The sequence below is a fragment of the Jannaschia faecimaris genome, assembly GCF_900107415.1.
In the GTDB taxonomy this organism is placed as follows: Bacteria; Pseudomonadota; Alphaproteobacteria; order Rhodobacterales; family Rhodobacteraceae; genus Jannaschia; species Jannaschia faecimaris.
The window spans coordinates 14,088-28,937 of record NZ_FNPX01000002.1; the positions used below are offsets into that span (position 1 = coordinate 14,088).

The following is a 14,850-nucleotide window of genomic DNA, read 5'->3' on the forward strand; positions in this document are numbered from 1 at the left end:
CCTTCTCGCAATAAAATATCTCAGCAAGGCTGTTGCCTTGAGGCTTCGCTGCGCCGCAGATAGAAGGTCACACCGACACCACCACGGGATGACCATGCAATGAAGATCGGCGCACCGAAAGAGGTACTCGAGGGCGAAGCCCGCGTTGCCATCACCCCCGAAAGCGCGGGGCACCTGCAAAAGCTGGGCCACGACGTATTCATCGAAGCCGGGGCCGGCATGGCCGCCGGATTTACCGACGAGGCCTACAAGGCCGCTGGCGTCGAGGTGGTGAAGTCCGCTGCCTCGCTTTTCAAGATGGTCGACGTCGTCGCCAAGGTCCGACCGCCGACCGACACCGAGGCCAAGCGCCTCACCAAGGGCCAGACGCTGATTTCCTTCTTCTATCCCGCGTCGAACGAGGCGCTAATGGACCTGGTGAAGTCCAAGGGTGCAACAGCCATCGCGATGGACATGGTGCCCCGGATTTCGCGCGCACAGAAGATGGACGCGCTTTCGTCGATGGCGAATATCGCCGGCTACCGCGCCGTAATCGAGGCCGGCAACAATTTCGGTCGCTTTTTCACCGGGCAAGTGACTGCGGCGGGCAAGGTGCCCCCGGCGAAGGTTCTGGTCGTAGGGGCTGGCGTGGCCGGGCTGGCCGCGATCGGCACGTCCACTTCTCTGGGCGCGATCACCTATGCGTTCGACGTACGACCCGAGGTTGCGGAACAGATCGAGTCCATGGGTGCCGAGTTCGTCTTTCTTGAGTTCGAGGATAGCGAATTGCCCGACGGGGCGGCGACCGGCGGCTATGCCCCACCGTCCTCACCCGAGTTCCAGGCGAAGCAGCTTGAGAAATTCCGCGAACTGGCCCCCGACATCGACATCGTGATCTGCACCGCGCTGATCCCGAACCGCCCTGCCCCCGTCCTGTGGACGAAGGACATGGTCGAGGCGATGAAGCCCGGATCGGTCATCGTGGATCTGGCCGCCGAACGTGGCGGAAACTGCGAATTGACCGTGCCGGAAGAAAAGATCGTAACCGACAACGGCGTGACCATCGTCGGCTATACCGACTTCCCCAGCCGCATGGCGACGCAATCGTCCACGCTCTATGGCAACAACATCCGACACATGATGGCAGATCTGACGCCTGAAAAGGACGGTGTGGTCAACCACAACATGGATGACGACGTGATCCGGGGCTCGACGATCACCCATGAGGGCGAGATCACCTGGCCGCCCCCGCCGCCCAAGGTCGCGGCAATCGCGGCCAAGCCCAAGGAAAAGGTCAAGGAACTCACACGAGAGGAAAAGCGCGCCAACGAAATTGCCGCCTTCAAGGCCCAGACCAAGCAACAGGTCGGCCTGCTGGCCGTCGGCGGCGGCCTGCTTTTGCTAGTCGGTCTCTTTGCACCTGCTAGCTTCATGCAGCATTTCATCGTTTTCGTGCTGTCGATCTTCGTGGGATTCCAGGTGATCTGGAACGTCTCGCACAGCCTGCACACGCCGTTGATGGCGGTCACGAATGCGATCTCGTCGATCATCATCCTCGGTGCCTTGGTGCAGATCGGATCGGGTTCGTTCCTGGTCATCATACTGGCGGCACTGTCCGTCTTCATGGCCGGAATCAACATTTTCGGCGGCTTCCTCGTGACACGGCGCATGCTCGCCATGTTCCAGAAATCCTAAGGGGGACCGGTCATGGAATACGGATTCACCACCGCGGCTTACGTGGTCGCAGCTGTCCTCTTCATTCTGTCACTAGGCGGGTTATCGGGTCAGGAAAGCGCGAAACGCGCCGTCTGGTACGGCATCGCTGGAATGGCGTTGGCGATTTTTGCCACCGTGATCGGACCGGGCGCGGGCCTTTGGCTGCTGTCGATCGTGCTGATCGGACTTGGCGGCGTCATCGGTTATCAACTGGCGACAAGGGTCCAGATGACGCAGATGCCGGAACTGGTCGCGGCGATGCATTCGCTGGTCGGTCTGGCGGCTGTCTTCGTGGGCCTGATCGCCCATTTCGAAATCGGGCGCGTGGCCACCGAATTGGCGGCGGGAACCGACCCTTCAACTTTCGGGACGTTCGCATCGCTGATTGCGAAAAAGACCACCGTGGAAATCAACATCCTGCGGGTGGAGCTATTCCTGGGAATCTTCATCGGTGCGGTGACTTTCACCGGCTCGGTCGTCGCCTATGGCAAGCTGGCGGGCAAGGTCGACACCTCCGCCAAGAAGTTGCCGGGTGGGCACATGCTGAATGCCGGTGCAGCAGGTCTCTCGCTGATCTGCCTGATCTGGTACTTCAACACGGGAAGCTTCATCCCGGTCTTTCTGATGACGCTGGCCGCACTGTTCATCGGTTATCACCTCATCATGGGCATCGGCGGCGCGGACATGCCCGTCGTGGTGTCCATGCTTAACAGCTATTCAGGCTGGGCGGCGGCGGCGATCGGCTTCAGCCTTGGAAACGATCTTCTGATCGTGGTCGGCGCGCTGGTCGGCTCCTCCGGTGCCATCCTGTCTTACATCATGTGCAAAGCGATGAACCGCTCCTTCGTGTCAGTCATCCTGGGCGGCTTCGGCGGCCCGGCGGGTGAGCAGATGGCAGTCGAGGGAGAGCAAGTCGCAATCGACGCCGATGGTGTCGCCAACGCCCTGAACGAGGCGGACAGCGTGGTCATCGTTCCCGGCTACGGCATGGCCGTCGCTCAGGCGCAGCAGGCCGTGTCCGAATTGGTCCGCAAACTGCGCGCAAAGGGCAAGGAAGTCCGCTTCGCCATCCACCCTGTCGCAGGACGCCTGCCCGGACATATGAACGTCCTGCTGGCCGAGGCGAAGGTGCCATACGACATCGTTCTGGAAATGGACGAAATCAACGATGACTTCCCGGACACGGACGTTGTCATCGTCATTGGCTCCAACGACATCGTGAATCCCGCCGCACAGGACGACCCGAACAGCCCCATCGCAGGCATGCCGGTTCTGGAGGTCTGGAAGGCGAAGCAGGTCTTCGTGTCCAAACGCGGTCAGGGCACCGGGTATTCGGGTATCGAAAATCCGCTCTTCTTCAAGGACAACACGCGGATGTTCTATGGCGATGCCAAGCAATCGCTGGACGCGCTGCTGCCGAAGATCGACTGAAGCAATTTGACTTGTGCAAGTTTGCAGGGGCCGCCCTTTGGGGGCGGCCCTTGACATTTTCAGCCTTGGAGTTCTTTTTGCGAGTAATTCTCAATCGCAGGTGAACCATGCTCCGTATTGCTTTTACCGCACTCCTCTTGACGACCGCCGCCCTGCCCGCGATTGCGCAGGACAAGCTGAAGGTCGTGACAACCTTCACCGTGATCGCCGACATGGCGGCCAATGTCGCGGGCGACGCGGCGGACGTGGTATCGGTGACAAAACCCGGCTCGGAAATCCACGGCTACTCCCCCACTCCGCGCGACCTCGTGGCCGCGTCCGACGCGGACTTGATCCTCTGGAACGGTCTGAACTTGGAGCTGTGGTTTGCTCAATTCCTGAACAACCTGGGCGATGTCCCCGCCGCGACGGTCAGCGACGGGATCACCCCGATCCCGATTTCCGAAGGATCCTATGAAGGCCAAACGAACCCCCATGCCTGGATGGGCGCGGACGCGGCGATGATCTATGTCGACAACATTCGCGACGCCTTGTCCAACGCCGACCCCGAACATGCGACAACCTATGCTGCCAACGCGGAAGCCTACAAAGCGGAGATCAGAGCCGTCCTGGAACCGCTGCGGGCACGTCTGGCCAGCTTGGCAGAGGATCGCCGCTGGCTGGTGACCTGCGAAGGCGCGTTCAGTTACCTGGCCCGCGACTTCGGGCTGCGGGAGATGTATCTCTGGCCCATGAACACCGACGCGGTCGGCACACCGCAACAGGTGCGCCGCGTCATCGACGGCGTGCGCGACAACGCGATTCCGGTGGTCTTCTGCGAAAGCACCGTCAACACCGATCCGGCGCGGCAGGTCGCGCGCGAAACCGGCGCGCGCTACGGCGGCGAGCTTTACGTCGACAGCCTCTCGGAGGCCGGAGGGCCAGTCCCCACCTATCTGGATTTGCTGCGCGTCACCTCGGAAACGGTGGCCAACGGCTTGGCAGGGACGGAATGATCAACAATATCGCCGATGGCGGGGGAATTGATGCGACGGGCGTGACGGTCACCTATCGAAACGGCCACACAGCCCTGCGCGATGCGACATTTCACATACCGCGCGGGACAGTCACGGCTCTGGTCGGTGTGAACGGTGCTGGGAAGTCCACCCTTTTCAAGGCGATCATGGGCTTTGTCCCCGCCAGCAACGGAGAAATCCGCCTGCTGGGGCAACCGGTAAAACAGGCGCTCAAATCGAACGTCGTCGCCTATGTGCCCCAGTCGGAAGAGGTCGATTGGGCCTTCCCAGTGCTTGTCGAGGACGTCGTAATGATGGGCCGCTACGGGCACATGGGATTTCTGCGGCGGGCCCGACCTGCGGACCATGCCGCCGTGGCAGATGCCCTGGCCCGCGTTGGAATGACCGACTACCGCCATCGCCAGATCGGAGAACTGTCGGGTGGTCAGCGAAAGCGGGTCTTTCTTGCACGGGCGCTGGCGCAGGACGGCCAGGTGATCCTTCTGGACGAGCCTTTCACGGGCGTTGATGTGAAGACGGAAGAGCAGATCATCACACTGCTTCGCGAGATGCGCGACGAAGGGCGGGTGATGCTCGTCTCGACGCACAACCTCGGCTCCGTGCCCGAATTCTGTGACCGGACCGTCTTGGTGAAAGGAACCGTGACGGCTTACGGCAAGACGGACGAAATCTATACACGCGAAAACCTTGAGGAAGCCTTTGGCGGCGTGCTGCGGCATTTCACGCTCGGGGGCACGGACCTGCACCACGACGACGAAGACACCCGCGAGGTCCGGATCATCACGGACGACGAACGGCCCTTCGTTCTCTATGGCGAAAAACGCGACAGCGATGAGAACGAGGATGCTTGAGCCCTTCGCCTATTCTTACATGGTCAATGCGATGTGGGTATCGGCCCTAGTGGGCGGCGTCTGCGCATTTCTCAGTTGCTTCCTGATGCTCAAGGGCTGGTCACTCATCGGTGACGCCCTGTCCCATTCGGTCGTGCCGGGCGTGGCCGGGGCATACCTGCTGGGCTTGCCCTTTGCCTTCGGAGCTTTCATCGCGGGCGGGCTGGCCGCGGCGGCGATGCTTTTCCTGTCCGATCGATCGGGGCTGAAACCGGACGTCATCATCGGGATCATCTTCACCTCGTTCTTCGGGTTGGGCCTATTCATGGTGTCCCTGAACCCCGTTTCCGTCTCGGTCCAGACAATCACGATGGGCAACATCCTCGCCATAACGCCGGAAGATACGCTTCAACTGGTCATCATCGGCGTCGTGTCCGGGACAGTGCTTTTGCTGAAATGGAAGGACTTGCTGGTCACGTTCTTCGACGAAAGCCACGCGCGATCGATCGGGTTGCGGCCCGGCCTGCTGAAGGCGGTGTTCTTCACGCTGCTGTCCGCCTGCGTCGTCGCCGCCATGCAGACGGTAGGCGCATTCCTGGTGATCGCGATGGTCGTCACCCCGGGGGCAACGGCCTATCTTCTGACCAACCGGTTCCCGCGTCTTCTGACGCTGTCGGTGGGCATCGGGGCGGGCACATCTTTCGTCGGGGCCTACCTGAGTTTCTTTCTCGACGGAGCCACGGGCGGCATCATCGTGGCGCTGCAGACGCTCATCTTCCTGACGGCCTTTGTCTTTGCACCCCAACACGGCATTCTGGCTGCACGTCGGCGGTCGGCAAAGGGCGGCGCGTGATGGAGGCCCTTCTGCTGCCGTTTCAATTCCCGTTCATGCAGAACGGTTTCCTGATCGCACTGATCGTATCACCAGCTGCGGCTATGCTGTCGTGCTTCCTTGTGCTCAAGGGTTGGGCGCTGATGGGCGATGCCGTCAGCCACGCGATCCTGCCGGGGGTTGTGCTGGCCTACTTGCTGGGTTTGCCGTTGATTTTCGGTGCGTTCGTCGCGGGTATGGGCTGTTCGTTGCTGACGGGCTACCTTGCGGAAAACTCCCGCGTGAAACGCGATACAGTTATGGGCGTCGTCTTTTCCGGGATGTTCGCGGTCGGTCTGATCATCTTTGTGGCCTTTCCGTCCGATGCGCACCTGGACCATATTTTGTTCGGCAACATGCTTGGGGTCGGACGCGCCGATCTGTGGACCGCGCTGGCGATTTCGGCACCGGTGGCGATGATTTTCGTCGTAAAATGGCGCGATTTTCTCCTCCATGCTTTCGATCCCGCACAGGCGCAGGCGGCAGGGTTGAATACGAAGGCGCTCCATTACGGCTTGCTGACGATCTTATCATTGGTCGTCGTTGCGGTGCTGACGGCCGTGGGCCTGATCCTGGCGGTCGCACTGCTGGTGACTCCGGGCGCGATAGCCTTTCTTCTGACGCGTAGCTTCGGGCGAATGATGATTGTTGCGGTGGTCGCCTGTACCGGATCGATGATGATAGGAATCTATGCCAGTTTTTTCCTCGACAGCGCGCCTGCCCCCACAGTTGTATTGGTTCTGACGACCGTGTTCCTGGCCGCTTTCGTGCGCCGCCGGATCACTGTGGCCCGCCTGTCGGCAGCATGAAAAAAGGGCCGCCCGCAGGCGACCCTCAATATTTTAGAACTCGTTAATACGAAGACGTCCTTAGCCGTTGGCGATGATCGTCTCGATTTCGGTCCGCTGTTGCTGGGACTCACTTTCCGACGAGGTCAGAAAGTACAACTCCGCGACCTGTGCATCCGTCAGAGTGCTCACGTCGATCTCAATGCCACGCGTGTTCATCTGGGCTTGGACGGTTTCTACAACCGAAGGTTCGGCATCGCGCGCGGCCTTTATGCGGGCTGCTTCTTCCGGCGTTACAACGACCGTCTCGGCTTCCGGATCGCGCAGTTCGGCCAAGACGGCATCAATGCGGCCCGTGCCTGCGTTGACGTTGTCAGTGGAAGTCGTCGCCAGATAGATTTCCAGCACCTGCGCGTCCGACATCTGCTCCACTGAGTAGCCCTCGTAGGCTGCACCGGCGAGCGTCGTCTCGACCGATTCGACAATTGTCGGGGACACCCCGGTGTATGCTGCGGCGGATGTTGCGGTAAGTGCGGCGGCGGTTACTACGGTAAAGCGGGTCATAAGTAGTCCTTTCTGTTACAATCGGCTGTTTGCCATTTGCTGACAGTCCAACACCCTCCGTCCCGCGATAGTTTCGAATTTTTTAGTAAACAATTATTGGAACTTGACCGGGATCACCCGCGTTCGCCGCACCGCCCCATGTCGCAAAATTCGAACACCCCGACCCTTTTCACGGGGCCGGGGTGTCGCTCAAACGATTGCCTCCCGCACCGCACAACCACCGGAAGACAACCGGAGCCAGGAAAGACGTGATCTTTGCGAAAGTCGGTGTATGCGGTTCATCAAATGAACAGGCGGATCCCAATTTAGTTCCCGCCCCCGTACGGCGCGATCACCGACCGGGATCGGTCAGGTCGCAGTCAAAACGCCGCGCGCCACCTGATCGGCCTCGATGGATTCGAACAGAGCCTTGAAGTTGCCTTCGCCGAAGCCGTCGTCGCCCTTGCGCTGAATGAACTCGAAGAAGATCGGGCCGATGCATGTCTTGGAGAAGATCTGCAGCAGGATCCGCGTCTCACGCTCGCCGCCGTCAGCATCGATGACGCCCTCGCCATCGATCAGGATGCCGTGCTTGGCCATGCGGTCCAGCGGCTCCTGGTGGTCGGTCACACGCTCGCGGCTCTGGTCATAATAGGTTTGCGGAGGCTTGGGCATGAACTTTACGCCATTCTCAGCTATGGCATCCACCGCCTCGTAGATGTCACGCGCGCCGACGGCGATATGCTGAATGCCCTCGCCGTTGTAGCGCTTGAGGTACTCGACAATCTGCCCGGTCTCGCCCCGATCCTCGTTGATCGGAATGCGAATGCGACCGCAGGGTGAGGTGAGCGCTCGCGACAGAAGGCCGGAATACTTGCCCTTGATGTCGAAAAACCGAATTTCACGAAAGTTGAACAAGTCGCCATAGAAATGGAACCACTTGTCCATGTTCCCCCTGTGCACGTTGTGCGTCAGATGATCGAGGTAGTGGAAGCCCACGCCGGCGGGGTGGGCCTTGGCAATCCAGTTAAACTCAGCATTGAAGGGCGAGGCGTCGCGATACTGATCGATAAAGTAGATCAGGCTGCCGCCAATCCCGACAATCGCGGGCACATCCATCATCTTGCCCGGCCCTTCGTAGGGTTGCGCGCCCTTTGCCACGGCGTGGTCGAACGCGTGCTGCGCGTCGGCAACGCGCCAACCCATCGCCGGGGCACAGGGACCATGCTCGTTGACGAACTCCATGGCATGGCTGCCGGGCGTCGCGTCGATCAGGTAGCTTATGTCGCCCTGCTGCCAAACCTCCAGTGGCTTGGACTTGTGGTTCGCCACATGGATGTAACCTTGTCGCGTGAAGACATCGCGCAATTGTTGCGGGTCTTCATGGGCAAAGGCGACAAAGGCAAATCCGTCGGTCCCGGCAGGGTTTTTGGCGCTGATTTCGGCATAAGGGGCGTCGTGGGGGAAAGGTCCCATGGGGCGTACTCCTGTTTGATGCCTTTGTGACAGGAATTCAGCCCGCGATTTGCGCATCATGCGGCGCTTCGCGCTATAATATGCGCGACTTCGTTGGACGTGAACTATTGAGCGCGCAAAATATGCATTGGACATGATATGGATGATACGGACCGAAAACTACTGCGCCTGATTCAGCGCGACGCAACCCTGACGGCCGATGCATTGGGTCAGGCACTCAACCTATCCACCAGCCAGGCAGGGCGGCGCCGCGCGAAACTGGAAGCAGACGGCGTGGTTCGCGCGACGGTTGCCCGGCTGGATCCGGCGCGCGTCGGTCTGGACGTGCAGGCCTTCGTGCAGGTCCAGATGACCAGCCACGCACCGACAGGCGCGCGTGCCTTTCTTCGCCTGCTTGAGGCGGAGCCACGCGTCGCCTCGGTCTGGACCCTGACCGGAGAGGCGGACTACCTTCTGCGGGTCTGGTGCCCTGACCTCACCGCGCTGAACGATCTGGTCCACAAGGTTCTCCTGCCTCATCCGGCGGTCGCGAGAGTCCAGAGTCAGATCGTGATGGATCAACCCAAACGCGACGGTCCTTTGCCGATCTGACATCTCGGGCCAACCGAGACGATTGTCGCACCTGTCGACCTGCACTACACAGTAGAAATGGAAACATTCCTTCTTCAGGCGGCCATCTACCTCGGGGCGGCGACGATCTGCGTCCCGCTCGCCGTGCGCTTCGGGCTGGGCTCCGTTCTGGGCTATCTTGTCGCCGGCATAATGATCGGCCCAGTGATGGGATTGGTCGGGTCAGAAACCGAGCAATTGCAGCATTTCGCCGAATTCGGCGTGGTCATGATGCTTTTCGTGATCGGTCTGGAACTGGAACCCCGGGCGCTTTGGGACATGCGCGCGCGGCTGCTTGGTCTTGGTCTGGGTCAGGTTCTATTGACCGGAGCCGCCATCGTGGCAGGCACGATGGCGCTTGGACTCACTTGGCAGGTTGCCACCGCGATCGGGATGATCCTGGCCCTGTCATCGACGGCGATCATCATGCAGACCCTGTCGGAAAAGAACCTGACGGCGACGCGCGGAGGACGGTCCGCCTTCTCGGTCCTGCTTGCGCAGGATATCGTCGTTATCCCGATGCTGGCCATAATGCCATTGCTGGCGGTTGGGGGCGGCAGAAGCCGCTCACAGGGCGGAGGCCACGGCGACGCGCCGACGGTGGGCGACGGCGAAAGCGCCACCATGATGGCCGATGTCGGGCATTGGGTCGATACTGTCCCTGGCTGGGGCCTGGCCCTGCTGACGGTGGGGGCGGTCGGGGTCGTCGTTCTTGGCGGGACCTTCGTGACCCGGCATGTGTTTACCTTCGTCGGGGCCGCGCGCCTGCGCGAGATGCATACCGTGGTAACCTTGCTTTTCGTGATCGGTGTCGCTGTCCTGATGTCGGCGGTCGGACTTTCTCCGGCGCTCGGAACATTTTTGGCCGGCGTTGTGCTGGCCAATTCCGAATTCCGGCATGAGCTGGAGGCCGATATCGAACCGTTCAAGGGCATCCTGCTGGGGCTGTTCTTCATCACCGTCGGCGCGGGTATCGACTTCAACACCTTCGCATCCGCACCCCTGATCGTCCTCGGCGCGACTGCGGCGCTGATCCTGGTGAAGGGCGCGATACTCTTTATATTGGCACTTGTTTTCCAGCTGAAGGGGCGTGACCGCATTCTCTTCACCTTGTCGCTGGCGCAGGCCGGGGAATTCGGATTCGTCCTCGTCTCGGTCGCGTTCGGCGACGGGGTGATCGGCCCGGAATTGCGCGGCATTCTTTTGCTGGTCATCGCGTTGTCGATGCTACTGACTCCACTGCTGTTCATCGCTTACGAGCGATTGGCAGCAAGGCACCCCGCAGGCGAAAGCGCGCCCGACGACGACATCGACGAGCAGGCGAGCATCATCATCGCGGGCGTTGGGCGTTTTGGTCAGGTCGTCCAGCGGATGTTGCACGGCGCGGGCCTGCGCACGGTGGTGCTCGATCGCGATATCCAGACAATTCAACTACTGCGTAAATTCGGCGTCAAAACCTACATGGGGGATCCGACGCGTCCTGAATTGCTTAGGGCGGCGGGCCTGAACACAGCGAAGATACTGATCGTCGCGCTGGATGACCGGGCCGATTCGATCAGGCTGGTGAAACAGGCAAAGGCGGCGACCCCCCACATCCACATCATCGCACGCGCCTACGACCGCGTGCACGTCTACGAATTGTTCCGCGCCGGTGCCGATCAAATCGTGCGGGAAATGTTCGACAGCTCCCTGCGTGTCGGGCGCTACGCATTAGAGCAAATGGGCTGGTCCGAAAAGGAGGCTCACGAGGCGCGCGAAGCATTCTTCAAGCATGATCGCGAAGCGATGCTTGCCCTGGCAAAACTTTGGAAACCAGGCGTTCCAATCGAGGACAATCCGGAATACGCCGAGCTGGCGCGCGAATTGAGCAAGGGCTTGGAAAACGCGCTGCTGACGCGGTTCGGCGAAGACGAAGACGCCGCAGCAGCGGCCAAGTCATCCGACTGAATAAACCGAAACTCGGATCACCATCGTGGGGGTGCCCCGCCGATTGCAGCAGGCGGGGCAGCGGACCGGTCAGAGGCCCTTTGCCTGATAGCTGGCGGCAATACGACCGATCGAGACGATGAACCCTGCGGTACGGAGGTCAGGCACGTCCTCACGCCCGTGCCACACGTCGCGCATCGCGCCGTAGGCGGCACGCATCGTATCGTCGAGACCTGAGCGCACCAGCTCCAGCTCTCCGGCACCGCGCAGGTAGTTGCGCTTGAAGTCATCCGAGAGGGTCCAGGGAACCGACTTGTTCGTCGACAGACGCTCCAACTCGTTCACCAAGACGTGGTGGCGGGCCTCCTCGGCCCGGCGCTGCATGCGGCCAAACCGGATATGCGACAGGTTCTTGACCCATTCGAAGTAGCTCACCGTTACACCACCCGCGTTTGCATAGAGATCGGGGATAATGACACAGCCCTTCTGAAGCAGTATCTCGTTCGCCTCGGCGGTGACCGGGCCGTTGGCCGCTTCGATGATCAGGGGGGCTTTCACATTGGCCGCGTTGTCGGCATGGATCACGCCTTCCAGCGCAGCCGGGATCAGGATGTCGCACTCGGCTACCAGAAGTTTGGTGCCATCACGCTCGTAATGGCCGCCCGCGAAATTCGCCACGCCGCCGGTGGTCCGGATGTGCGCCCGCAAGGCGTCCACATCGAGACCTTCCTCATTGTGGACAGCTCCGTCACGCTCAATCACGCCGGTGATCTTGGCCCCGTCTTCGGCGGCAAGGAAACTTGCGGCATGGTAGCCGACGTTGCCCAAACCCTGAACGATGACGCGCTTGCCATCGAGCGAGCCGGACAACCCGGCAGCCTTGATATCTTCGGGATGGCGGAAAAACTCCTGCAGCGCATACTGTACCCCCCGACCTGTCGCCTCAACGCGGCCGGCGATGCCGCCCGCGTGGGGCGGCTTGCCCGTGACGCAGGCGCGACCGTTGATGTCGGTCGTATTCATGCGTTGGTACTGATCACTGATCCAGGCCATTTCCCGTTCGCCGGTTCCCATGTCGGGGGCCGGAACGTTCTGGGCGGGGTTGATCAGATCGCGCTTGATCAGTTCGTAGGCAAAACGCCGCGTGATCATCTCAAGCTCATGCGGCTCCCATGCGTTGGGATCTATGCACAACCCGCCCTTCGATCCGCCAAACGGCGTTTCCACGAGAGCGCATTTGTAAGTCATCAGCGCCGCCAGCGCCTCCACTTCGTCCTGATGGACGGCGAGGGAGTAGCGGATGCCGCCCTTGACCGGCTCCATGTGCTCGGAGTGGACGGATCGATATCCGGTGAAAGTATGAATGCTGCCACGCAGACGTACGCCGAAGCGCACCGTATAGGTAGCGTTGCATACGCGGATTTTCTCCACGAGACCGGGACCGAGATCCATCAGCCCGACCGCCCGATCATACATTGCATTGACCGACGCGCTGAAACCGCCGCTTTTGATGCTCATCTTTCGATCCCCCTCGGCCAGAACGGCCACTCCTTCGATTACGCAGACAGCTTAGGGTAGGAACTTCGAAACGACACAGACAATTCGCACGGACTATGGGAAATGCGGGCACAATGACAAATTTTCAACGCAATAACGCCCGGCAGTTATGATCAGCCCCACTTGAATGGTCCAGTTTGAGTGTTGGTGCATGATTGGCCTGGATCCATCGATATGATGGTTTCCGGGGCCGACGGGCGGTAGCCCAGTGCACTGTGTGGTCGTTTGGTATTGTAGTGGTTCCTCCAGCTTTCGATGATGATCTGAGCTTCGCGCAGTGAATAGAAGATTTCGCCGTTCAGCAGCTCGTCGCGCATTCGCCCGTTGAAACTCTCGCAGTATCCGTTCTCCCATGGCGATCCGGGTTCAATGTAGGCAGACTTGACTCCGACAGCTTTGATCCAGCCTCTAACGGCCTCAGCGATGAACTCAGGGCCGTTGTCCATTGCCCGGCAGGGCATCGCAAAGTGATGTCACGAGAGGGGTTCAGCCTGAGCCGTCCCATTTTCGGTTGTTTTACAGGCACTTTGAGCCCCTTGCGTCGCCAAGGCCGCTCGACACGTTTGTCATTTACCTGCCAGCCAGCGTCTCTCAGAAGAGCCGCTACGCGACGATAGCCATATCGGCCAAACTGACGCGTCAGCTCGATCATGTCCGCAAGCAGGCGGTCTTCGTCAGAACGCCCCTGGGGCAATCGCCGTTGCGTGGATCGGTGCTGGCCCAGAACACGGCAAACGCGACGCTCGGAAACCTTCATCTGGCTGCGAACCAGGTCGATGCAGGCGCAACGTCGCGAGGGGCTCAGAAGTTTCCCCGGGCGGCTTCCGAAAGGATCAGCTTATCCAACGTCAGGTCCGACACAGCCCGGCGAAGGCGCTCGTTTTCCTTCTGCAGCCGCTTCAGTTCCTTGAGTTGCTCTGTGCCCATTCCACCGCACTTCTTCTTCCAGCTGTAATAGGTTTGCTCAGTCACACCGATCTGACGGATCGCATCGATCCGCGGCATGCCTTGCCCCATCAGAACTTCAACCTGCCGTAACGTCACGACAATCTCTTCGGACTTCGGTCTCTAAATGGCCATCTATGGTCCTCCGGTTTCCTAATCATAGGGGCAGACCACTTCGTTGGGGGTGGCTCAATTTGTGACACTGTTGCACCGGAAGGCCGGAAAAAGGCAGGTGCCGTCCTGAAAATTGTGACGTGATGGCCCGAAATCACGCCCAGCGCGTCACAGAAAACAGGACATATATACATCTAGCCATAGGCATTGCAGAAAGCCTGGGCGCGCGCTGTAGCGGAGAACCTTTTACTGCGCCTCGCAGAAGCCGTACCACTGTGATGGTATCTCCAAGCCTTCATTACCGGAAGACCGGGAGTGAACTGCGGCTTTCTTCCCCCGCCCTATTCCGTACATCGTGGTGGTCTGCATCGTCCCTGTAGAAGTCGTCTCGACGAAGGTAACCCGATTGATGCCCCAAACCGGTACCACCTTCGCATCGCCTCGGTCTCCAACCATGCGGGCTTCTGATTCCGAAGCCAGCAGGAATTTGAAGTCCATAATTGTTTCACTGTCGTTCTTCACTTGGATACCAAACTTCGTCGAGATGTTGGCAGTCACGCTTGCCGAAAAGGTGCATTCGAGGACGAATGGGAAAGCGTCGTTCACTTGCCCAACAGCCGGGGGCGCGACGAGAACGGCGCAAAAGCCGACGGCGAACAGGTTTCGTGGCTTAGTCATGCTTGCTTCCTCGGCATTCTGATGCTGCTGGCTCCTTCACTGACAGATTGGGTTGTAGTTGGCACTGTCGGAGCGGGACGCCAGAGGAGTTTTCTCGCAGACACAAGCATAAGCAACAGATTCGCCCGCCTATCGCCCCCGGTCTATTCAAAGGAAAGCAGATGCCTGGACCTGACCCGCAAGGGCTGCAAATTGAAGAACACGACGGAGGCGGCTTCACCGTCAGCGCCGCAGTCTGGCTGGAGAGCAATCGCCGCGCGCATCGCCCGCATGGTGGCCGTGGCCCGCAACATGAAGCGCAATGGCTGGTTCTGCGACTGGTGCCGTGCGCCTATCCCGCTCTTTCGCCGGGCTGATGCGCGCTACTGCCG

The 14,850-nt window shown here is 60.3% G+C and carries 13 protein-coding genes and 1 pseudogene; 9 read left to right on the forward strand and 5 right to left on the reverse strand.

Features of this window, described 5'->3' with window-relative positions; all coding sequences use genetic code 11:
- The first annotated feature begins 99 nt into the window (after positions 1 to 99).
- The 6 genes from BLV27_RS02850 to BLV27_RS02875 all read left to right on the forward strand — a co-directional run bounded on the left by BLV27_RS02850 (position 100) and on the right by BLV27_RS02875 (position 6,652).
- Positions 100 to 1,674, forward strand: a complete 1,575-nt coding sequence (locus BLV27_RS02850) for a Re/Si-specific NAD(P)(+) transhydrogenase subunit alpha (protein WP_092642111.1) — start codon at positions 100 to 102, stop codon at positions 1,672 to 1,674.
- A gap of 12 nt (positions 1,675 to 1,686) precedes the next feature.
- Positions 1,687 to 3,126, forward strand: coding sequence for an NAD(P)(+) transhydrogenase (Re/Si-specific) subunit beta (locus BLV27_RS02855; RefSeq protein WP_092642114.1), 1,440 nt, complete (start codon positions 1,687 to 1,689; stop codon positions 3,124 to 3,126).
- Between the two features lie 107 nt (positions 3,127 to 3,233).
- A complete protein-coding gene (locus BLV27_RS02860) occupies positions 3,234 to 4,121 on the forward strand; it encodes a metal ABC transporter substrate-binding protein (RefSeq protein ID WP_092642117.1) in 888 nt (295 codons plus the stop codon).
- A complete protein-coding gene (locus BLV27_RS02865) occupies positions 4,118 to 4,993 on the forward strand; it encodes a manganese/iron ABC transporter ATP-binding protein (protein ID WP_092642120.1) in 876 nt (291 codons plus the stop codon). The genes BLV27_RS02860 and BLV27_RS02865 overlap by 4 nt, the downstream gene beginning before the upstream one ends.
- Positions 4,974 to 5,825 (forward strand): metal ABC transporter permease, encoded by an 852-nt coding sequence (locus tag BLV27_RS02870; protein ID WP_092642954.1) that lies wholly within the window; start codon positions 4,974 to 4,976, stop codon positions 5,823 to 5,825. The genes BLV27_RS02865 and BLV27_RS02870 overlap by 20 nt, the downstream gene beginning before the upstream one ends.
- A complete protein-coding gene (locus BLV27_RS02875; protein ID WP_280140284.1) occupies positions 5,822 to 6,652 on the forward strand; it encodes a metal ABC transporter permease in 831 nt (276 codons plus the stop codon). The genes BLV27_RS02870 and BLV27_RS02875 overlap by 4 nt, the downstream gene beginning before the upstream one ends.
- Positions 6,653 to 6,712: 60 nt before the next feature.
- On the opposite strand, the gene BLV27_RS02880 is transcribed toward BLV27_RS02875, so the two are convergent.
- Positions 6,713 to 7,195, reverse strand: coding sequence for a hypothetical protein (locus BLV27_RS02880; protein ID WP_092642127.1), 483 nt, complete (start codon positions 7,193 to 7,195; stop codon positions 6,713 to 6,715).
- A gap of 348 nt (positions 7,196 to 7,543) precedes the next feature.
- Entirely contained in the window at positions 7,544 to 8,650 is a 1,107-nt protein-coding gene (hppD, locus tag BLV27_RS02885) for a 4-hydroxyphenylpyruvate dioxygenase (protein ID WP_092642130.1), read from the reverse strand.
- A 138-nt stretch (positions 8,651 to 8,788) separates the two neighbouring features.
- On the opposite strand from hppD, the gene BLV27_RS02890 reads away from it, so the two are divergent.
- Together BLV27_RS02890 and BLV27_RS02895 are read left to right on the forward strand one after the other, a co-directional pair.
- Positions 8,789 to 9,241 carry an Lrp/AsnC family transcriptional regulator gene (locus BLV27_RS02890; protein WP_092642133.1) on the forward strand — a complete coding sequence of 151 codons (453 nt, stop codon included), beginning with the start codon at positions 8,789 to 8,791 and terminating at the stop codon, positions 9,239 to 9,241.
- A gap of 57 nt (positions 9,242 to 9,298) precedes the next feature.
- Positions 9,299 to 11,206 (forward strand): cation:proton antiporter domain-containing protein, encoded by a 1,908-nt coding sequence (locus BLV27_RS02895; protein WP_092642136.1) that lies wholly within the window; start codon positions 9,299 to 9,301, stop codon positions 11,204 to 11,206.
- Positions 11,207 to 11,275: 69 nt separating this feature from the next.
- Here BLV27_RS02895 and BLV27_RS02900 read toward each other — a convergent pair whose 3' ends face one another.
- The 3 genes and pseudogenes from BLV27_RS02900 to BLV27_RS02910 all read right to left on the reverse strand — a co-directional run bounded on the left by BLV27_RS02900 (position 11,276) and on the right by BLV27_RS02910 (position 14,479).
- Positions 11,276 to 12,703, reverse strand: coding sequence for a Glu/Leu/Phe/Val family dehydrogenase (locus BLV27_RS02900; RefSeq protein WP_244504512.1), 1,428 nt, complete (start codon positions 12,701 to 12,703; stop codon positions 11,276 to 11,278).
- A gap of 152 nt (positions 12,704 to 12,855) precedes the next feature.
- Positions 12,856 to 13,792, reverse strand: a pseudogene (locus BLV27_RS02905) (integrase core domain-containing protein).
- A 255-nt stretch (positions 13,793 to 14,047) separates the two neighbouring features.
- Complete coding sequence (locus BLV27_RS02910) at positions 14,048 to 14,479, reverse strand: hypothetical protein (protein ID WP_092642140.1); 432 nt, start codon at positions 14,477 to 14,479, stop codon at positions 14,048 to 14,050.
- A 161-nt stretch (positions 14,480 to 14,640) separates the two neighbouring features.
- On the opposite strand from BLV27_RS02910, the gene BLV27_RS02915 reads away from it, so the two are divergent.
- Positions 14,641 to 14,835 carry a hypothetical protein gene (locus BLV27_RS02915; protein ID WP_092642143.1) on the forward strand — a complete coding sequence of 65 codons (195 nt, stop codon included), beginning with the start codon at positions 14,641 to 14,643 and terminating at the stop codon, positions 14,833 to 14,835.
- The last annotated feature ends 15 nt before the right edge of the window (positions 14,836 to 14,850 follow it).